The sequence below is a fragment of the Sinomonas albida genome, assembly GCF_004919045.1.
GTDB classification, from domain to species: Bacteria; Actinomycetota; Actinomycetes; order Actinomycetales; family Micrococcaceae; genus Sinomonas; species Sinomonas albida.
This window is the reverse complement of sequence record NZ_SWDW01000009.1, coordinates 171,189-191,035: the sequence shown is the minus strand read 5'-3', so window position 1 is coordinate 191,035 and position 19,847 is coordinate 171,189. Positions and strand designations below refer to the sequence as shown.

Annotated in this window: 18 protein-coding genes and 1 pseudogene; 6 read left to right on the top strand and 13 right to left on the bottom strand. The window is 69.6% G+C overall.

What is annotated here, in order from left to right:
* The first annotated feature begins 175 nt into the window (after nt 1–175).
* The 3 genes from E6A26_RS11090 (at nt 176) to E6A26_RS11080 (ending at nt 1,814) form a co-directional block, all read left to right on the top strand.
* Complete coding sequence (locus tag E6A26_RS11090) at nt 176–577, top strand: YccF domain-containing protein (RefSeq protein WP_136611259.1); 402 nt, start codon at nt 176–178, stop codon at nt 575–577.
* Between the two features lie 152 nt (nt 578–729).
* Entirely contained in the window at nt 730–1,293 is a 564-nt protein-coding gene (locus E6A26_RS11085) for a YceI family protein (RefSeq protein ID WP_136611258.1), read from the top strand.
* 8 nt (nt 1,294–1,301) lie between these two features.
* A complete protein-coding gene (locus E6A26_RS11080) occupies nt 1,302–1,814 on the top strand; it encodes a 2'-5' RNA ligase family protein (RefSeq protein ID WP_136611257.1) in 513 nt (170 codons plus the stop codon).
* Nucleotides 1,815–1,829: 15 nt separating this feature from the next.
* Here E6A26_RS11080 and E6A26_RS11075 read toward each other — a convergent pair whose 3' ends face one another.
* Nucleotides 1,830–2,717, bottom strand: a complete 888-nt coding sequence (locus tag E6A26_RS11075; protein ID WP_136611256.1) for a DUF4031 domain-containing protein — start codon at nt 2,715–2,717, stop codon at nt 1,830–1,832.
* A gap of 178 nt (nt 2,718–2,895) precedes the next feature.
* On the opposite strand from E6A26_RS11075, the gene clpB reads away from it, so the two are divergent.
* Nucleotides 2,896–5,538 carry an ATP-dependent chaperone ClpB gene (gene clpB, locus E6A26_RS11070; RefSeq protein ID WP_136611255.1) on the top strand — a complete coding sequence of 881 codons (2,643 nt, stop codon included), beginning with the start codon at nt 2,896–2,898 and terminating at the stop codon, nt 5,536–5,538.
* A gap of 103 nt (nt 5,539–5,641) precedes the next feature.
* Here clpB and E6A26_RS11065 read toward each other — a convergent pair whose 3' ends face one another.
* The gene (locus E6A26_RS11065; protein ID WP_168928732.1) at nt 5,642–6,088 is read right to left on the bottom strand and encodes a septum formation family protein; all 447 of its coding nucleotides are present in this window, start codon (nt 6,086–6,088) and stop codon (nt 5,642–5,644) included.
* A 336-nt stretch (nt 6,089–6,424) separates the two neighbouring features.
* Between E6A26_RS11065 and E6A26_RS11060 the strand changes: the two genes are divergently transcribed.
* Both E6A26_RS11060 and E6A26_RS11055 read left to right on the top strand, forming a co-directional pair.
* On the top strand, nt 6,425–6,643 hold the full coding sequence (locus tag E6A26_RS11060) for a DUF3073 domain-containing protein (RefSeq protein WP_136611253.1): 219 nt from the start codon (nt 6,425–6,427) through the stop codon (nt 6,641–6,643).
* Nucleotides 6,644–6,652: 9 nt separating this feature from the next.
* Nucleotides 6,653–7,594: an NAD-dependent protein deacetylase gene (locus E6A26_RS11055; protein ID WP_136611252.1), complete on the top strand. Its 942-nt coding sequence runs from the start codon at nt 6,653–6,655 to the stop codon at nt 7,592–7,594.
* A gap of 208 nt (nt 7,595–7,802) precedes the next feature.
* On the opposite strand, the gene purM is transcribed toward E6A26_RS11055, so the two are convergent.
* From purM to gcl, 11 genes and pseudogenes are all read right to left on the bottom strand, one after another.
* The gene (gene purM / locus E6A26_RS11050) at nt 7,803–8,987 is read right to left on the bottom strand and encodes a phosphoribosylformylglycinamidine cyclo-ligase (protein ID WP_136611251.1); all 1,185 of its coding nucleotides are present in this window, start codon (nt 8,985–8,987) and stop codon (nt 7,803–7,805) included.
* Nucleotides 8,984–10,588: an amidophosphoribosyltransferase gene (gene purF, locus E6A26_RS11045; RefSeq protein ID WP_136611250.1), complete on the bottom strand. Its 1,605-nt coding sequence runs from the start codon at nt 10,586–10,588 to the stop codon at nt 8,984–8,986. Before purF ends, purM begins: the two co-directional genes overlap by 4 nt.
* 36 nt (nt 10,589–10,624) lie before the next feature.
* Nucleotides 10,625–10,969 (bottom strand): hypothetical protein, encoded by a 345-nt coding sequence (locus tag E6A26_RS11040; RefSeq protein ID WP_136611249.1) that lies wholly within the window; start codon nt 10,967–10,969, stop codon nt 10,625–10,627.
* Nucleotides 10,970–11,128: 159 nt separating this feature from the next.
* Nucleotides 11,129–12,625 (bottom strand): nucleobase:cation symporter-2 family protein, encoded by a 1,497-nt coding sequence (locus E6A26_RS11035; protein WP_234865363.1) that lies wholly within the window; start codon nt 12,623–12,625, stop codon nt 11,129–11,131.
* A gap of 199 nt (nt 12,626–12,824) precedes the next feature.
* On the bottom strand, nt 12,825–13,739 hold the full coding sequence (gene pucL / locus E6A26_RS11030) for a factor-independent urate hydroxylase (protein WP_136611248.1): 915 nt from the start codon (nt 13,737–13,739) through the stop codon (nt 12,825–12,827).
* Nucleotides 13,740–13,742: 3 nt separating this feature from the next.
* A complete protein-coding gene (gene uraH / locus E6A26_RS11025; protein ID WP_136611274.1) occupies nt 13,743–14,084 on the bottom strand; it encodes a hydroxyisourate hydrolase in 342 nt (113 codons plus the stop codon).
* A gap of 39 nt (nt 14,085–14,123) precedes the next feature.
* Nucleotides 14,124–14,648, bottom strand: a pseudogene (uraD, locus tag E6A26_RS11020) (2-oxo-4-hydroxy-4-carboxy-5-ureidoimidazoline decarboxylase); the annotation flags it as partial.
* Between the two features lie 323 nt (nt 14,649–14,971).
* Nucleotides 14,972–15,445, bottom strand: a complete 474-nt coding sequence (bcp, locus tag E6A26_RS11015) for a thioredoxin-dependent thiol peroxidase (RefSeq protein WP_136611247.1) — start codon at nt 15,443–15,445, stop codon at nt 14,972–14,974.
* A 21-nt stretch (nt 15,446–15,466) separates the two neighbouring features.
* Nucleotides 15,467–16,810, bottom strand: coding sequence for an allantoinase AllB (gene allB, locus E6A26_RS11010; RefSeq protein WP_136611246.1), 1,344 nt, complete (start codon nt 16,808–16,810; stop codon nt 15,467–15,469).
* On the bottom strand, nt 16,807–18,006 hold the full coding sequence (locus tag E6A26_RS11005) for a glycerate kinase (protein ID WP_136611245.1): 1,200 nt from the start codon (nt 18,004–18,006) through the stop codon (nt 16,807–16,809). The genes allB and E6A26_RS11005 overlap by 4 nt, the downstream gene beginning before the upstream one ends.
* 12 nt (nt 18,007–18,018) lie before the next feature.
* Entirely contained in the window at nt 18,019–19,809 is a 1,791-nt protein-coding gene (gene gcl / locus E6A26_RS11000) for a glyoxylate carboligase (RefSeq protein ID WP_136611244.1), read from the bottom strand.
* Between the last annotated feature and the right edge of the window lie 38 nt (nt 19,810–19,847).

The window sequence follows — 19,847 nt, the reverse complement described above, 5'->3', positions numbered from 1 at the left end:
CGTCGGGGCGCGGACGGCGTTCGGCGCGGGCCGCGCCGAGCGAGCGCTCCCGCGTCGAACTCGCGCCGCGGCTGATCGTTCTGCCGGCAGGGCCGGCGCCGCCGCCCGGGGCCCGCGCACGGCGCGCGGCCCCCGGCGCGTGGCTTAGAGCGCCCGGAAGCGGCAGACTGGACCCATGAAGACCCTGCTCAATGTGATCTGGTTCGTGTTCGGCGGCTTCGTGCTCGCCCTCGGCTATTTCCTCGCCGGCATCGTGTGCTGCCTTCTCGTGGTCACGATTCCCTGGGGGATCGCATCGTTCCGCATCGGCGCGTACGCGCTGTGGCCGTTCGGCCGGACGATCGTCGACAAGCACGAGCACGTGAGCGTTCCGACGGAGATCGGCAACATCATCTGGCTTCTCGTGGCCGGCGTGTGGATCGCGATCGGCCACGTGGCCACCGCGGTCGCGATGGCCGCGACGATCGTGGGCATCCCGCTCGCGGTAGCCAACATCAAGCTCATCCCCGTCTCGCTCTTCCCGCTGGGGAAGCGCATCGTCAAGTCGGACAAGCTCTTGGCCAGCTACTCGCGCTGACGGCGAATTGCGCCGGGCGGAGGGTGGTGCAGCGAGCCGCCGTGCGCCCGGCGAGAGCGCGGCGAACGGTGCACCGAACGGTCGGGCAATGCGGTACCTTTTGTGACCGATCCCTCAGGAGCTATAAGTTTGGTTACATCTAAGGAGGCCACATGCCCGAAATCGACCCCACTTACGCGGGGGAATGGCGGTTTGACCCTGCTCACACGCGCCTCGGGTTCTCGACCCGTCACGCGATGGTCACGAAGGTTCGCGGATCCTTCAACGACGTTGAGGGCGTCATCAACGTCAACGCCGAGGATCCGACAGAGTCGAGCGTCAACGTCAAGATCCAGGTGGCGAGCATCGACACGCGCAACGCCCAGCGCGACGAGCACCTTCGCACCAACGACTTCTTCGATGCACCGCACTACCCGGAAATCACGTTCAAGAGCACGCGCATCGACCAGGTCGAAGAGAACAGCTTCATCGTGAACGGCGATCTGACGATCCGCGGCGTGACCAAGGAGATCGCGGTTCCGCTCGAATTCGTCGGCGTCGAGCGCGACCCGATGGGCAGCCTGCGGGCCGGCTTCGAGGGCTCGCGCCGCATCGATCGCAAGGACTTCGGCCTCAACTGGAACGTCGCGCTCGATTCGGGCGGCGTGCTCGTTTCGGACCGCATTCTGCTCGAGTTCGAGATCTCCTGCATCAAGACCGAGGACCAGCAGAGCTAGGTCCAGCCATGGACGCGCGGAAGGCGCCCGCGGCACCGGAATCCACCGGTCCGCTGGGCGCCTTCGTCGTCGTCGCGTTCGTCGAGCGGACGCCGGTCGGGGTGCCGTTCAGCAAGCACCGCTGGCCTCTCCATGTAACCCTCCTCCGGTTCGACGCCGCGCATGCGGCGGCCCTCGCCGCCGTCGGGCGCGCCTTCTCGGGCCACGACGGCGGTCTCGGCATCCGGATCGGGGACGACGCCCACTTCGGCTACCACGGTCGCGTCCGCGTCTCGCTCGTCGAGCCGGAGCCCGCGCTCCAGACCCTGCACGCGCGCGTCCTCGCCGAGGTCGAGGCCGAAGGTGGGCGCGTGCACAGCCCCCAGCACACCGGGCAGGGCTTCCGGCCCCACGTGAGCGTCCAAGGCGAGCGGCGCGTGCACCGCGGCGACAGCCTCCGCCTCGACGACTTCGCGCTCGTCGACATGGCACCGGGCGGCGACACGTCTGTGCGCGTCGTCGTCGCCGAGTGGGGCGCGTGAGGCAGGCCGGGCGAGCTATGCGCCCGCGAGCAGCTCTGCGAGCTCGGCGCGGAGGTTCGCGCGCGCCGGCTCGAGCCACAGCTCCTGGGCCCGTGCGGTGTGGAAGAGCGGGTCGAGCGTGAGCAGGTGCTCGAGGACGCGGGCGCGGCCCGCACGGAACTGCTCGTCCGGGACGTGGGCGTACTCCTCGCGCACCTGGGCCGCGTAGCGCCAGTAGCCCGCGGGCTCCCTGCCCAGGACGGCAAGGTCGGCGTCGCACAGGAGCTGCCCGGCGCCGTCGTCCGTCCCCGGCGCGTGGCCCGCGGTGAGCCGCACGAGCCGCGCGACCTCGGCGACCTCGCGCCGCGCGAGTCCCGCGTCCGCGAGCCGCGCTTCGGCCAGTTGAGCGGACTCTTCCTCGTCGCGGCCCGCGGCCCCCGCATACACGGCGTCGTGGAACCATCCGGCGAGGACGACGGCGCGGGGCGCCTCGCCGCTCTCGGCGATCCGTTCGAGGGCGTCGAGGACCGCGAAGAGGTGGGCGGGTGTGTGGTAGCGGCGGTGCGGCTCGGACCAGCGGTCGACGAGCTCTCGGCCCAGACCTGCCTGGCCGGGCAGGAGCCGCTCCCAGCGCTCGGCAAGCGGCACGGACAGCGCCTTGGCGCGCTCGCGGGCCGGGATCCGGAGTCCCGAGGCGATGAGGGCCCGTGCGAGCGTCCGCCCGTCCACGGACCGCGCGCCGAGGGCCACGAGTTCGGCGTGCCGGCGCTCGGGGACGTCGTAGTGGTCTTCGTCGAAGGCCCGCTCCGGGATTTCTGCGGCCGCGGCGAACGCGTGCAGCTCAGCGAGGGACGTGTCGGACACGAGGTGCGCGAAGACGGTCCCATGCGCGGGCCACATCGGGGTGTCGATGAGGATCGCCATGCCTCTCAGCATGGCACGTCGCAGCATGGCACGCGGGGTGGGCCGATGCCCCGGTCGCCGGGCAGGGCTTCGTTTGGATCCGAGAGTTGAGTCGACTAGACTCAGGTTAAATGCGTTGACCGAAGTGAGATCGACGCTGTTTCATGGGGTCTGGAACCCGGGGGAAGGGAGCATCGCTTTGGACGTCAAATTCACCACGAAGAGCCAGGAGGCGCTTTCGGCTGCGGCCATGAACGCCTCGACGGCGGGCAACCCGCAGGTCGAGCCGGCCCACCTCCTCAAGGCGCTGATGGACCAGCGGGAGGGCGTCGCCGTCGCGCTCCTGCGCGCCACGGGCGCGGACCCGGACGCCGTGAGCGTGGCCGCGAGCACGGCCATCAAGGCGCTTCCCTCGAGCTCGGGCACCACGGTCGCCCAAGCGCAGCTGAGTCGCCAGGCGCTTCAGGTCATCCAGGCGGCGAAGGAAGAGTCCGAGCGGCTCGGCGACAGCTACGTCTCGACCGAGCACCTCCTGCTCGGGCTCGCGGCCGACGGCGGCGCGGCGGGCCACGCGCTCCGGGACAACGGCGCCAACCTCGAATCGCTCAAGGCGGCCCTCCCGGGCGTGCGGGGCGACCGCAAGGTGGACAGCCCGGACCCCGAGAATACGTTCCAGTCCCTTGAGAAGTACGGCACGGACCTCACCGCGATTGCCCGCGCGGGCAAGCTCGACCCCGTGATCGGCCGGGATGCCGAGATCCGGCGTGTAGTCCAGGTCCTCTCCCGGCGCACCAAGAACAACCCCGTGCTCATCGGGGAGCCGGGCGTCGGCAAGACCGCGGTCGTGGAGGGCCTCGCCCAGCGCATGGTCGCCGGGGATGTTCCCGAGAGCCTGCGCGGCAAGACCCTCATCTCGCTCGACCTCGGCTCGATGGTGGCGGGAGCGAAGTACCGCGGCGAGTTCGAGGAGCGCCTCAAGGCCGTCCTCGAGGAGATCCGCAGCTCCGAGGGCCAGATCGTCACGTTCATCGACGAGATCCACACCGTGGTCGGCGCCGGCGCCACGGGGGAGTCGTCGATGGACGCCGGGAACATGCTCAAGCCCATGCTCGCCCGCGGGGAACTGCGCCTCATCGGCGCCACGACGCTCGACGAGTACCGCGAGAACATCGAGAAGGACGCGGCGCTCGAGCGTCGCTTCCAGCAGGTCTTCGTCGGCGAGCCGAGCGTCGAGGACACGATAGCGATCCTCCGCGGCCTCAAGGAGCGCTACGAGGCGCACCACAAGGTCTCGATCTCGGATTCGGCCCTCGTGGCGGCGGCAAGCCTCTCGAACCGCTACATCGCGGGCCGGCAGCTGCCGGACAAGGCGATCGACCTCATCGACGAGGCCGCGTCGCGGCTCCGTATGGAGATCGACTCGGCGCCGGAGGAGATCGATCAGCTGCGCCGCGCCGTCGACCGCCTCACCATGGAGGAGCTCGCCCTTGACGGCGAGTCCGACGCGGCCTCGATCGAGCGGCTTGCGGCGATCCGGGAAGACATGGCCAACCGGAAGGAAGAGCTCGCGGCGCTCAATGCGCGGTGGGAGGCCGAGAAAGCCGGGCTCAACCGCGTGGGCGAGCTGCGCGCCCGTCTCGACGAGCTGCGCTCGCTGGCCGACAAGGCGCAGCGCGACGGCGATCTGGGCGAGGCTTCGCGGATCCTCTACGGCGAGATTCCCACGGTCGAGCGCGAGCTCAAGGATGCCTCCGCGGCCGAGCAGGAGGCGAGCGCGACCGTCAAGATGGTGGCCGAGGAGGTCACGGCAGACGACATTGCCGAGGTCATCTCCGCGTGGACCGGGATCCCGGCCGGGCGCATGCTCCAGGGCGAGAGCCAGAAGCTCCTGCACATGGAGGAGGAGCTCGGGCGGCGGCTCATCGGGCAGGCGAAGGCCGTTCAGGCGGTCTCCGACGCCGTGCGGCGCGCTCGGGCCGGCATCAGCGACCCGAATCGGCCCACCGGCTCATTCCTGTTCCTCGGGCCGACCGGCGTCGGAAAGACCGAGCTCGCAAAGGCGCTCGCGGACTTCCTGTTCGACGACGAGCGCGCGATGGTGCGCATCGACATGAGCGAGTACTCCGAGAAGCACGCGGTGGCCCGGCTTGTCGGTGCGCCTCCCGGCTATGTGGGCTACGAGGAGGGCGGGCAGCTCACGGAGGCCGTGCGCCGGCGCCCGTACTCCGTGATCCTGCTGGACGAGGTCGAGAAGGCCCACCCCGAGGCGTTCGACATCCTGCTCCAGGTCCTCGACGACGGCCGGCTCACGGACGGCCAGGGCCGCACGGTGGACTTCCGCAACACGATCCTCGTGCTGACGTCCAACCTCGGCAGCCAGTACCTCGTGGACCCCGACCTGAGCCAGGCCACGAAGCAGGACGCCGTCATGCAGGTGGTGCACGGGGCGTTCAAGCCCGAGTTCCTCAACCGGCTCGACGACATCATCATGTTCGAGCCGCTCTCGGTGGACGAGCTCTCGCGGATCGTCCAGCTCCAGGTCGATGCTCTCCAGAGCCGGTTGCACGAGCGGCGCCTCACCCTCGACGTCAGCGACGGGGCGCGGGCGTGGCTCGCGATGTCCGGCTACGACCCCGCGTACGGCGCGCGGCCGCTGCGGAGGCTCGTCCAGCGCGAGATCGGCGACCGGCTCGCGAAGGCGCTCCTCGCCGGGGAGATTGCCGACGGCGACACAGTCGCAGTGGACGTGGCAGACGTCTCAGTGGACCTCCACGACCTCACCGGCGCCTCGAGCGGCGGGCTGAGCGTCACGCGGAAGGCGTCCGCGGACAAGGGGGCGTAGCCGGGGCTCGCGGCCTCAGCCGAAGAGCCCGGGGGGCGGCGAGGCGCGTCGCCGAGTGGGCGGGCGTAGGCGTGTCGCCGGGGGGCGTAGGGTGCGCGGGGCGTCAGGACGGGAGCAGCGACTGGCTGAGCGAGTTGCCGTTCGAGCTCTCGACGAAGCAGTCCACGCGCCGGTCGCCGCCGCTCCAGCCGCCCTGCGTAGGGACGACCGTGCGCTGCTTGAGCTTGCTCGTGTCCTGAGGGAGGTCCAGCTTCGTCTGGCGGCACAGCTCGGCCGCGCGCGTGTCGAGCGACTCCTTGCCCGGGTAGGCGTCCGTCGCCGCGTAGGTAGCGGTCGCGACGAGTTGGGCGGAGTGGGCCTCGGTGCACGAGACGGTGCGGTTGGTGTCGGCGCTCGCGTCGAAGTCCGCGAAACAGTCGCCCACCGCGTACTTCGAGGCGGAGGTGACCCCCTCCGAGAGCGGTTCGGGTCCCGTGTGTTTCGCCGTCAGCGTAGCCACGAGCGCCCACAGGACGAGGAGGACGACGACGGCCCCTCCGACGGTCGTCACGCGGCCCCACGGGGTGGCGCGGAAGAGGCGCCTCTGATTGATGCGCCGAGGGCGCCTGGAGGGGGGCGTGGGGCGGGGTTCAGCGGTCTGTGGATCCCCCGGGTGCTGGCCATGGGAACCGTACACGCTGGTCATGCCGATCTGCGCCCTTCCTTCGTGCTCTTCGGGACGTGCCGGACGCGGTGTTCCCACGCCCGTTCGACCTCCCCCGTGAATACGCAGGCGGTCGGGATTACATGTAGTCTAGACCTACGACAAATTGATCAATGACTCCGGGGCCTCGCGAGCCTGCCTTCGCGACTACCTCCGGGACGAGGCAAAAGAGGGGGTCACGCCATGGGGCGCGGCCGTCAAAAGGCTAAGGCAACCAAGCAGGCTCGGGACATCAAGTACTACAGCCCGAACACTGACTATGCGGCACTTCAGCGCGAATTGGGCGCTTCGAACAGCCACCCGCATCATGACGCAGACCTCGAGCCGGACTACTCCGACTACGAGGACAAGTACGCGGATCAATTTGACGATGACGACGAGGACTCCCGGCAGACCGGCTGACCTCCGCTCATGAGCGAGGTCGGCCTCCGGGGGGACGATCCGTCGGTGGAGCGAGCTCACGCGGCCGCGCTCCGGTCGATAGCCCGTGAAGTCATCGAGACCGTCGAACCACAGGATCCTTCTGAGGCCCGAGCTGGGCTTCTGTCGATGCTGCGCTCTGGGCGGGTCATGGCCCTGACCGGTGCTGGAGTCTCCACGGCCTCCGGGATTCCGGACTATCGCGGCCCGGAGGGGTCGTGGCGCAAGCACCGGCCCATGACCTTCCAGGAGTTCCGCCACGATCCCGCGGCGCGGCACCGGTACTGGGCGCGCAGCTTCGTGGGCTGGCGGCACATCGACCGGGCGCGGCCCAACCGGGCGCACCGCACCCTGGCCCAGCTCGAGGCCGCCGGAAAGGTGCTCGGTGTCGTCACGCAGAACGTCGATGGCCTTCATGCCGCCGCCGGCTCCCGCAATCTGGTCACGCTGCACGGCGACCTCGACAAGGTCGTGTGCCTCAACTGCGGCAACGTCGAGGGCCGATCGAACCTCGACGAGCGGCTCACTCAGGCCAATCCGGGCTACGCGGAGGCCGTGCGACTCGATCCCGCGACGGTCAACCCCGACGGCGACGTCGAGCTTCCGCAGCTTTGGGTGGACCGCTTCCGCATGGTGGGGTGCCTCGTGTGCGGCTCGGTCGAGCTCAAGCCGGACGTCGTGTACTTCGGCGAGAGCGTCCCGACCGAGCGCAAGGAGCGGGCGACGGCGATGCTCGCCGACGCGAGCAGCCTGCTGGTCTTGGGCTCGTCCCTCGCGGTCATGAGTGGATTCCGCTTCGTGCTCGACGCGGTCCGCGAGGGCAAGCCCGTGGGGATCGTGAACGCCGGTCCGACGCGCGGCGACAGCCGGGCCCGCTGGCGGTGGCGGACCGATGTCGGAGCGGCTCTTGAGGACCTCGCGGCGTCCCTCTAACCCACTCCCGTCTCGGGTACAGAAACTCACCCTTCAAAGGCATTTCGGGTACAGAAACTCACCCTTCAAAGGCATTTCGGGTACAGATATCTGCCTCTCCCAGCGTTGCGGGTACGCCAACTTGCGCAGTTGGCGTACCCGAAACGGCGGAACGAATGAGTATCTGTACCCGAAACGGCAGGGAGCGGGAGTTGGCGTACCCGAGACGTCAGGCGTAGGCGTTGACGAGGCGGACAGCCCCGCCGTCCACGCCCTTGGCGCCCTGCACGTAATCCGGATCGCCGGCAGACGAGGTGGACGCACCCGCCGACGAGAATCCGTCGTCCGTTCCCACGGTGCCCATGGCCCACGCCTGGACGCCGCGCTCGGCGAGGCGCGCGAGGGCCGCGTCGGCGGCGGTCGGGGAGACGATCGCGACCATGCCGACGCCGAGGTTGAGCGTCCGCTCGAGATCGGCCTGCGGGACGCCGCCGAGCTCCGCGACGAGTTTGAAGATGGCCGGGAGCTCCCACGTGGAGCGGTCGACGGTCGCGAGGAGGCCCTTCGGGAGGACCCTCGCGAGGTTCGCGGCGAGCCCGCCGCCCGTGACGTGGCTGAAGCCCCGGAGCGCAAGGTCTTCGCCGAGCACCGGGTTCAGGGTCCGGACGAGGTCGAGGCAGTCGGCCGCGTACACCTTCGTGGGCTCGAGGAGCTCCTCGCCGAGCGTCCGGCCGAGCTCGGAGACCTGGCGGTCGAGGGCCCAGCCGGCGTGGTTGATGACCCGCCGCACGAGCGAGTAGCCGTTCGAGTGGATGCCCGAGGACGCCATCGCGATGACGACGTCGCCCGCGCGAACCCGCTCGGGGCCCAGCAGCGCATCGGCCTCGACGACGCCGGTGGCCGCGCCCGCGACGTCGTACTCGCTTTCGCCGAGGAGGCCGGGATGCTCGGCCGTCTCGCCGCCCACGAGCGCCGTGCCCGCCACGGAGCACGCCGCCGCGATGCCGCGCACAATGTCCGCGATCCGCTCGGGCACGACCTTGCCGCACGCGATGTAGTCCGTCATGTAGAGCGGCTCGGCGCCGACCACGACGATGTCGTCCACGACCATGCCCACGAGGTCGAAGCCGATCGTGTCGTGCACGTCCATGGCCTGCGCGATCGCGACCTTCGTCCCCACGCCGTCCGTCGACGTCGCGAGCAGCGGGCGGCGGTACGTGAGCAGGCGGCTCACGTCGAACAGCCCGGCGAAACCGCCGACGCCGCCCAGCACCGAGGCGTTGTGCGTCGCCTTGACGGCGTCCTTCATGAGTTCGACGGCGCGGTCCCCGGCCTCGACGTCGACCCCGGCGGCGGCGTAGGTGATCCCGCCTCCGGAGGCCTGGGAGTGCTGGGAGGGCGTGGGGGAATTCATACGGTGGCCTCGCGGTCTTCCGGGGTCAGCAGGGATTCGAGTTCGGAGCCGGGGCCGGGATCGCAGCCAGCCGCGCCGGGGCGGACGCCGGGATCCTCGTCCTCGGCTGGCTCGCTGCGCTGTCCGTCCTCTTGCGCCGCGTCCCGTTCGAGGAGGTTCTTTCCGAGCTTGTCCGCGCTGGGGAGCGCAATCGGGTACCTGCCCGTGAAGCACGCCGTGCACAGCCGCTCTCGAGGCTGCTGCGTCGCGGAGATCATCCCCTCCTCGGAGATGTACCCCAGGGAGTCGGCGCCGATGGCCTGCGAGATCTCCTCGACCGTCGCGCCATTCGCGATGAGCTCCGCGCGCGACGCGAAGTCGATGCCGTAGAAGCACGGCCACTTGACGGGCGGCGACGAGATCTTGATGTGGACCTCCTTCGCGCCGGCCTCCCGCAGCATGCGGACGATCGCGCGCTGCGTGTTGCCGCGCACGATCGAATCGTCCACGACCACCACGCGCTTGCCGCGGATTACGGACTCGAGCGCGTTGAGCTTGAGGCGGATGCCGAGCTGGCGCAGCGTCTGCGAGGGCTGGATGAACGTGCGGCCCACGTACGAGTTCTTGACGAATCCGTGCGCGAACGGGATGCCCGACTCCTCGGCGTAGCCCACCGCGGCGGGCGTTCCCGACTCCGGGACAGGGATCACGATGTCCGCTTCGTGCCGGTTCTCACGGGCCAGCTGACGGCCCATCTCGACGCGGGATTCGTACACCGAGCGGCCCGCGATGGCCGCGTCGGGGCGCGCAAGGTAGACGTACTCGAAGACGCAGCCCGCCGGCGTCGCCTCCCCGAAGCGGTGCGTGCGCACGCCCTTCTCGTCGATCGCGATGAACTCGCCCGGCTCGATCTCGCGGATGAAGCTCGCGCCGACGGTAGCGAGGGCCGACTGCTCCGACGCGACGACCCAGCCGCGCTCGAGGCGGCCGAGGCACAGGGGCCTGATCCCATACGTGTCTCGCGCGGCGTAGAGCGTGCCCTCGTCCATGAAGACGAAGCAGAAGCCGCCGCGGATCTTTGGGAGGAGTTCGAGCGCGGTCTCCTCGAGGGTGTGGCCCCGCTCTCCCGCGAGGAGCGCGGTCACGAGCGCCGTGTCCGACGTGTTGCCCTGCTTCATCTCGCCGGTGAGGTGGCCGCCCGTAATCTCCTCGATCATCTCGCGGAGTTCGGCGGTGTTCGTGAGGTTGCCGTTGTGGGCCAGTGCGACCGTGCCGTTGGCCGTGGCACCGAGCGTCGGCTGGGCGTTGGCCCAGTGGCTCGCGCCCGTGGTCGAGTAGCGGCAGTGGCCCACAGCAATGTGGCCCGTGAGCGTGTTCAGCGTCGACTCGTCGAAGACCTGGGAGACGAGGCCCATGTCCTTGTAGACGCTGATGCGCGTGCCGTCGCTCGCCGCGATGCCCGCGGACTCCTGGCCGCGGTGCTGCAGAGCGTACAGACCGTAGTAGGTGAGCTTGGCGACTTCTTCGCCGGGTGCCCACACCCCGAAGACGCCACAGGCGTCCTTGGGGCCTTGATCGACTGGGTCTAGGTCAAGTGAGAGGAGTCCGTCACCGCGTACCACTGGTCAATTGTCTCATGGCCGCGGAGGCGGCCCGGATCATTGCGCGGCGGGGCCGCTCCCGCCGTCGTCGTCTGTTTTGGGGCCTTCCTGCGGCTCGGTTTCCTCGGGAAGCTCCTCGACGTAGGCCTTGCGCGAGCGGGCCAGACTGATGCGGTCCAGGACCAGCGCGACGACGCCGCCCACGAGCACCCCCGCGGCCGCAAAGAGGACCAGGAAGTAGCCGAATACCGACTCCCGCGTGTACCCGTCCGGGACGGTCCCCGTGTACCCGACCACGAACGCCACGACGGCCCCGACCAGGCCGCCCGCCAGGAGGAACGGGAGGAACTTGGGGGCGCGGCGAACGGTGATCTCGTGGGTGGGCTGGGGCTCGGAAGGCATATTTCAAGGGTACCCGGGGCACGCGGATGGCCCCGCCCTCCGGAGTGGGGGGCGGGGCCAGCGGACGACGGCGCGGGCTGCTGGAGCGGGCGCGCTGCGGGCAAGCGTGCCGCGCGGTGAGAGGTCCGGCGCTCGTGGTTCGGTCTGGGGCTGTGGCGGCTAGTGCGCCCCGTTCGCCGTTTCGAGCGGAACCTCTTGGCCGTCCTTGTCCACGATCCTGCCGTCCTCGCAGCGGTCCCCTTCCTCGAGCGCGTCGAGGACCACGACCGGGATCATCCTCGTCGGCGCCGCGGCGAAGACGGACGGGTTCTGCTTCGGGTTGCCGCCGCGGAAGACGTTGAACAGGAGATTGAGGAGCACGGCCATGAGGGCCGCGGAGCTGATGCCCGAGTCGAAGATGACCTGGAACCAGGTCGGGAACTTCGCGTAGAAGCTGCCATTGACCACCGGGATGAGGCCGAACGCGATCGACGTCGCCACGATGATGAGGTTCATGTTGCCCTTGTAGTCGACCTTGGTCAGCGTCCGGATGCCCGAGGCCGCCACGGTGCCGAACAGGACGATCCCGGCGCCGCCCAGCACGGGCATCGGCACGGCGGCGACGACGCGGCCCAGGACGGGGAGCAGGCCGAGCAGCACGAGGACCACGCCGCCGGACGCGACCGCGAAGCGGCTCTTGATCCCGGTCACGGCCACGAGCCCCACGTTCTGGGCGAACGCGCTCTGCGTGAACGAGTTGAACACGGGCGAGACGGCCGAGGAGAGCATGTCCGCGCGGAGGCCGTTCGCGATGCGCTTCGAGTCGATCTTCGCCCCGGCGACCTCGCCCACGGCGAGGATGTCCGCGGTCGTCTCCGTCAGGATGACGAGGATGACGATGACCATCGAGATGATCGCGGCCGGCTGGAACGTCGGGAGGCCGAAGTGGAAAGGCTCGGGGAAGGCGACGATCGGCCCGGTGCCCACCTGCGAGAAGTCGGCTTTGCCGAGGAACACCGCGATGACGGTCGTGATGACGATGGAGAGGAGGATCGAGAGGCGCGAGATCACTCCGCTCCCGACCTTGCTCAGGACCATGATGATGGCGAGCGTGAGCGCCGTGAGCCCGATGTTCGAGGGATCGCCGTAGTTCGGCGCCTTCGAGTTGCCGCCGAGCGCCCAGTTCGCGGCGACCGGCACGAGCGAGAGGCCGATCGTCGTGATGACGACGCCGGTTACGACCGGCGGGAAGAAGTGCACGATCTGCGCGAAGAACGGCGCGATGACGAGGCCGATGAGGGAGGCGACCATGACCGCGCCGAACACCGCCTGGATGCCCCCGCCGCCGCTCACGATCGCGAGCATTGTCGCGACGGAGGCGAAGGAGACGCCCTGGACGAGCGGAAGGCGCGAGCCGAAGAACTTGATGCCCAGCGTCTGCAGCATCGTGGCGAGGCCGCCGATGAACAGGCAGGACGTGATGAGCAGCGCGATGTCCTGGGCCTTGAGGCCAGCGGCCGCGCCGACGATGAGCGGCGGGGCAATGATGCCGCCATACATCGTGAGCACGTGCTGGAAGCCGTACGCGAACGCTGTAGCGAGCGGCAGCTTCTCGTTTTCGGGGCTTGCGGCCTCGGGGGTGGGAGCGGGCGGGATGGGTGCGGTCTTTCGGGACACAGCGGACCTCCTTGTCAGCTTTGGTTTCCGAGTGCGCAACTTGGGTGGGTGGGTGTGGGTGGCGGGGTGGGTATGAGTGGCTGGGTGGGCGTAGGGAAGGCGGGACGACGGCGGCCAGGGAGTGCCGCCGTCGTCCGTCTTTGGGTGGGCGGTTAGAGGTGGGCGGGCAGGACGGCCGGCCAGGCGGCCGGTGAGAACGTCAGCAGAAGCCGGCGATGCCGTCCCACGCGTTTCCGGCGTCCGAGATCGTCTCGCGCTGGAAGTTCGCCTCGATGAGGCCGTACGGGCGGTCGGCCGCGTAGAAGACCTCGCCGGGGTTGTCGAGGCCGAACGGGCTCAGGTCGACCACGAAGTGATGCTTGTTCGGGGTCGAGAAGCGGAGTTCGTCGATCTCGGGGTGCGCGTCCAGGACCTTCTGGGCCATCTGGAAGAGCGTCTGCTGGAGCGCGTAGGAGTACTCCTCCGCGAAGCCTTCGAGCAGGAGCGCCTTGACGTCGTCGTAGGCCTTGTTGAAGTCGACGGTGCCGTTCGCGATCGCCTCGTTGTTGTAGCGCCAGCGGGCGGAGACGTCCGTCGCGAGGATGCGGTCGGTCGTCTCCGGAAGGGTCGTGAAGCGGTCCTTGGGGTAGCCCACGAAGCCTGACTCGGTCGTCTTGAGGACCGTGAGGTCGTTGAGCCCGGAGATGACGTAGAGGTTGTCGCCGTCCTTCGTCACGACCGCGTTGCGGACTTCCTGGCCCTTGCGGACGAACGAGTGGTCGTGGCCCTCGCCGTGCGCGACGATGCGCTCCCACGAGAACTGCTCGGCCTCCCAGCGGCCGCCCGTGACCCACTCGAACTCCGACGTGAAGTGGTTGGCGAGGCGGATGAGGAACTGCTCCGGAGAGCCAATCCCGTCCCGGGCGAAGCCGTAGACCGTGTTCTTCTGGGTGTCGGTCGGGACAACATGGCCGTTGTCGCCGTCGAAGTGGGCCGCCGCGAAGTCGCCGCGGAGCTGCGACGTGACGTTGAGGTCCTCGATCTCGTGGCGGGCCGTGTCGCGGGTGACCTTGACGACGCGGACCTCGGCCTTGCCGTACTGGTTCTTCCCCAGCACGATCTTGCTCTCAGACATGGGTTAACTCCCTCGGTAAGTTGAGAAGGCGAATGGACTCAGCAGGAGCGGAACGTGGTAGTGCGCCTCGTTCTCGTTGACCGTGAAGGTCAGAGAAACCTCCGGGAAGAAGGTCTCCTGCCCGATGCCGGCGAAGTAGGCTCCGGTCGCGAACTGGAGGCGGTATTCGCCGCTTGCCAGTCGCTCCGGGCCGAGGTCTTTCACCCGCCCGTCGGCATCGGTAGTGCCCGTACCAATCTGGGACCATGCCTCGCCGTCGCGGGCGTAGAGTTCGACGGCGACACCTGCGGCCGGCTTCCCGGCCGCGGTATCCAGAATGTGGGTGGTCACGTGGGAGACGCTCATGCGCCCATGCTCCTCTCGGGACAGGCTCTGCTCGAGCAGGCTTTGCTCGAGTCGAAGCACTGCGATCTCGCGGAGCTGCCCGGCGACGATCGCGTCCTCCTGCTCGGGCGAATGGCCCAGGCGCTCGCGGAGGGCGGAGAGCATCTCTGCGGCCGAACGGCCGGCGGCGCGGATCAGGAAGACCCGGCCGAACTTCTCTTCATAGGCCCTGTTGCCTTCAGCGAGCGCCGTGACGGTGGCGTGGTCGCGGGGATCGACCCCGGACTGCTCGCTGCGCGACATCGAGGCCTCGGTGGATTTGCCCCTGGCGTTCTCGCCGATCCGGGGGTGGTGCGCGAGCGCGCCCTCGAGCTCGGCGGCGGTGAACGGGCTTGCCGCGCCGCGTGCGGCGTCGAGGAGGTCTTCGAGGCTCGCGAACGGGCGGGCCTCGGTGATCTCTTCGATCCAGCGGGGGACGTCGAGGCACGGCTTCAAGAGCTCTCGTGCCTGATCGGCGGGGGCGGCGTTGAACTGTTCAAGCAACATGGCTTGTCGGGTCCTCAACTGCTCAATGCTGGCATCCACGGTGACGGCTATACGGAACGTCGGTTTCTTTGGTTCCGTATCGTGGAACTGTTATTTCAGCATGTGTAAATAGTGTGGCGGGGGCCACTGTGATTGTCAACACCCTAGCGTGTGATCCACTCCGCTTGGGGTCCGCCGTCGTGTTCCTGTCCGGTTCTAGCCGCGTCGGGTCCGTGTCGCGCCGAAACGCGCCGCAATCCGACCGATTGGGGAATGATAACCGGACAGGAGCGCGGCCTGAGCGCAAATAACCCGCGCTGGGCGCAAAAAAGAGGGGCTCCGGTTGTCCGGAGCCCCTCGAAGCGGGTGGAAGCGAGAAGGGGCTAGACCCCCAGACGGTCCCGCAGGGCCGCCACGTGGCCCTCGGCGTTCACGCTGTAGTCGATGGACTCGATGGAGCCATCCGGCGCGACGACCGCTGTCGAACGCAGGATGCCCTCGACGACCTCGCCGTGGCGGATGCGCTCGCCCCACGCGCCCCACTCCTTGGCGACGGCCGCGCCCTCGTCCGCGAGGAGCGGGAAGGTGAGGGCGAAGTCGTCGGCGAACGAGGCGATCGCCTCGACCGGATCCGGCGAAATGCCGATGACGCTGACCCCGGCGGCGTTGAGCGCGTCGAGGCTGTCGCGGAAGTCGCACGCCTCGGTCGTGCAGCCGGGGGTCGCCGCCTTCGGGTAGAAGTACACGACGACGCGGCGCCCGCGGTAGTCCGAGAGCGAGACGTCCTTCCCGGACGCGTCGGGGAGCGTGAATTCGGGGGCTAGCTGCCCGGAAGCGAGCTTCGTGGTGGTTGTCATGGTTCCTCCTCCAGCAAGGGGTCAGGCCGTGCCGCGGCGGATCAGCTGGCCCTTGGGCTCGCTGAAGTCCACCTCGGTGCCGCGCACGAAGGTGCGGCGCACCACGCCGGACAAGGTCTTTCCCTGATACGGCGTGATGTGGTTCTTGTGGTACAGCTTGTCCGCGTCGACAACGAACGCCTGGTCGGCGGCGAAGATCGCGAGGTCTGCATCGTACCCGGGCGCGAGGGTGCCCTTGCGCTGGAGCCGGGCGAGCGCGGCCGGCTTGCTGCCCATCCACTCCACCACGCGCTCGAGCGGGATGCCCCGCTGGCGCGCCTCGGTCCAGATGATGGAAAGGCCCAGCTGGAGCGACGCGACGCCGCCCCATGCGACGCCGAAGTCGCCGTTCTCGAGGTCCTTGAGGTCGATCGTGCTGGGGGAGTGGTCGGAGACGATGCAGTCGATCACTCCGTCCTCGAGCCCCTTCCAGAGCAGCTCCCGGTTGGACGCCTCGCGGATGGGCGGGCAGCACTTGAAGGCGGTCGCGCCGTTCGGGATCTCCTCCGCGAGCAGCGTGAGGTAGTGCGGGCACGTCTCGACGGTGAGCTTCACGCCGTCGCGCTTCGCGGTCGCGATCATCGCGAGCGCGTCCGACGAGGAGAGGTGCAGGATGTGGGCGCGCGCACCCGTCCAACGGGCCCGCTCGACGACCTCGGCGATCGCCACGTTCTCTGCCCCGCGCGGCCGCGAGTGCAGGAAGCTCTCGTAGACGTCGCCCTCGGGGTTCGGTGCGCGGTCGATCGCGCGCGAATCCTCGGCGTGGACGATCATGAGCCCGTCGAACGAGGCAATCTCGGCGAGGTCCTTCTCGAGCTCCTCGACTTCGAGGTGCGGGAATTCGTCCACGCCCGAGTGCAGCAGGAAGCACTTGAAGCCGAACACGCCCTCGTCGTGGAGCGCGCGGAGATCGCCCGTGTTCCCCGGGATGGCGCCGCCCCAGAAGCCCACATCCACGAACGACTGCGTCTCCGCGGCCGAGCGCTTGAGCCGGAGCGCGTCGACGTTGACGGTCGGCGGGATGCTGTTGAGCGGCATGTCGATGATGGTGGTGACGCCGCCCGCGGCGGCGGCGCGGGTGGCCGACGCGAAGCCCTCCCATTCCGTGCGGCCTGGCTCGTTCACGTGGACGTGGCTGTCCACGAGGCCGGGGATGAGAGTCTCGTCGTCGGCGAGCTCGATGACCTCGCGTCCCGCGAGCCCATTGCCGAGCGGCTCGAGCGCGACGATGCGACCGTCCGTGATGCCCACTTCCCGCGGCGCGATCCCCGCGGTCGTGAGGACGCGCTGTCCGCGGATGACCAGATCGAATCCGGTGTCAGTCATCGCACAGACTCCTTCCTGCTGTCAGTGTCAACGTTAGTGGGGGCGTCCGACGTTCCCGCGAGGCCGTGGGAAGCCAGTTTCTGCCCGATGAGCAGTCCGGTCTCGCGGACCAGCCGCCGGGCGTCCCGGAGGCAGACCTCGACGTCCCCTTCGAGATCGGTGAGCGCATGGACGGCGGCGAAGCCCGCCGCGGCACGCGCGGCGCCGTCGAGCTGGCTCCGCCCGCACACCGCGACCACGGGAACGCCATATGCGCGGGCCTCGGCGGCGACGCCTATCGGTGCCTTGCCTCCCAGGGACTGGGCGTCGAGGCTGCCCTCGCCCGTGATCGCGAGCGCGGCGCCGTCGAGCTTCTCCCGCAGGCCCGTGAAATCGACGACGACGTCGATGCCGCGCCGCCGCTGGGCCCCGAGCGCGAGGGCCGCGTACCCGACACCGCCGGCCGCGCCGGCGCCGGGCGCGTCCTTCGCAGCGGCTGCCCGAGGTCCGAGGGCCGCGCCGAGGACGGCGGCGAAGCGCGCGAGGGCGGCGTCGAGCTCGGCGACGTCCGACGGCGTGGCTCCCTTCTGCGGGCCGAACACGGCGGCGGCACCGCGCTCGCCCAAGAGGGGATTGTCGACGTCGGCGGCGAGGATGAGCGTCGCGTCGTCCAGGCGGGAGTCGAGGCCCGAGAGGTCCGCTTCGGCGATCCGCGCGAGAGCCGCGCCGCCCAGCGGGAGCTCGGTGCCGCCGTCGTCCGTGAAACGCGCTCCGAGGCCCTGGAGCATGCCCGCCCCGCCGTCGGTGCAGGCGCTGCCGCCGACGCCGAGGATGAGCCGGCGCGCGCCGGCGTCGAGCGCGGCGCGGAGGAGCTGGCCGGTGCCGAGGCTCGTCGCGTTGCGGGCGTCCTTGGCGCCGCCCGGGAGCACGTCGAGGCCCGAGGCCGCGGCCATCTCGACGACGGCGGTGCCGCTCGCCGGGTCGAGCGCGAACTCGGCCGTGAGGGGCTCGCCGGTGGGGCCCGAGACGCGCGCTCGGCGCGGGGAGAACCCCGCGCCGAGCGCCGCCGTCACGGTGCCTTCGCCGCCGTCGGCCACGGGGACCAGGACGAGCTCGGCGCCCGGGAGCCCCGCGCGGAGGCCCTCCGCGAGCGCCTCCGCCACCTCGGGCGCCGCGAGCGTGCCCTTGAACTTGTCTGGGGCGAGGACGATCTTCACGCCGGCCCCGTCCTAGTCCAGCAGCGCCACGATCGCGGTCGGGGCGTCCTCGCGGCGCTCCGCGAGGTCCTCGAACTCGACCACGTTGTCGAGCTCAGTGCCCATCGCGATGTTCGTGACGCGCTCGAGGATGGCCTCGACGACCACCGGCACCTTGTACTCCGCCATGAGGGCGCGCGCCTTCTCAAAGGCCGGGCCCAGATCGTCCGGGTGCTCCACGCGGATCGCCTTGCAGCCCAGGCCCTCGGCGACCTTGACGTGGTCCACGCCGTAGCCCTGGGCCGTCTCCGACAGGCCCGCGGAGTTGACGTTCTCGAACGCGAGGGAGACGTGGTAGTCCATCTCGAAGCCGCGCTGCGACTGGCGGATGAGGCCCAGGTACGAGTTGTTCACCACCACGTGGATGTACGGCAGCTGGTGCTGCGCGCCCACGGCGAGCTCCTCGATCATGAACTGGAAGTCGTAGTCGCCCGAGAGTGCTACAACGGTCTCGCCCGGCTTGCCGCGCACCACGCCGAGGGCAGCAGGCCCCGTCCAGCCGAGCGGCCCAGCCTGGCCGGCGTTGATCCACTTGCGCGGACCGAACACATGCAGCATCTGGGCGCCGGCGATCTGCGAAAGGCCGATCGTGGTCACGTACGTGGTCTCGGGGCCGAACGCGCGGTTCATCTCCTCGTAGACGCGGAACGGCTTCATGGGCACGTTGTCGTAGTGCGTCTTGCGCTGGAGGCGGCCGCGCTTCTCCTGGGCAGACTCGGCCCACGCCGAGTAGTCCGGGAGCGTCCCGGCGGCCTGGCGCTCGCGGGCCACCTCGAGGAGGGCCTCGAGGGCGAGGCCCGCGTCGGAGACGATGCCGAAGTCGGGCGAGAACACGCGGCCGATCTGGGTCGGCTCGACGTCGATGTGCACGAACTTGCGGCCCTCGGTGTACTTCTCGATCGAACCGGTGTGGCGGTTCGCCCAGCGGTTGCCGATCCCGATCACGAAGTCGGACTCGAGGAACGTCGCGTTGCCGTACTTGTGGCTTGTCTGGAGGCCCACCATGCCGGCCATGAGGCGGTGGTCGTCCGGGATGGCGCCCCAGCCCATGAGGGTCGGGACCACGGGGACGTTGAGGAGCTCGGCAAGCTCGACGAGCCGGTCCGAGGCGTCCGCGTTGATGATGCCGCCGCCGGCCACGATGAGCGGCCGCTGCGCGGCGGTCAGCATGTTGAGGGCCTTCTCTGCCTGCTTGCGCGTGGCTCGGGGCTTCTCGACGGCGAGCGGCTCGTAGGCGTCGATGTCGAACTCGATCTGGGCCATCTGCACGTCGAACGGGAGGTCGAGCAGCACGGGGCCGGGGCGGCCGGTCCGCATGAGCTGGAAGGCCTTCTGCACCGCGCCCGGGACCTGGCCGGGCTCGAGGATGGTCATGGCCATCTTCGTGAGCGGCTTCGCGATGGACTCGATGTCCACGGCCTGGAAGTCCTCCTTGTGCAGCTTCGCGACGGGCGCCTGGCCCGTGAAGCACAGCATCGGGATGGAATCCGCTTGGGCCGCGTAGAGGCCCGTGATCATGTCGGTGCCTGCGGGGCCCGAGGTGCCGAGGCACACGCCGATGTTGCCGGCCTTGGCACGGGAGTAGCCGTCCGCCATGTGCGAGGCGCCCTCCACGTGGCGGGCGAGCGTGTGGCGGATGCCCCCGTGGGCCTTCATCGCCGAGTACAGCGGGTTGATCGCGGCGCCGGGCAGGCCGAACGCCTCCGTGGCGCCCTCCTTCTCCAGGATGGCCACGATCGCGTCGACAGTGCGCATCTTTGCCATGTCGGTGCTCCTTAAAGGTGGGTGGGCGGTTGGCCCGG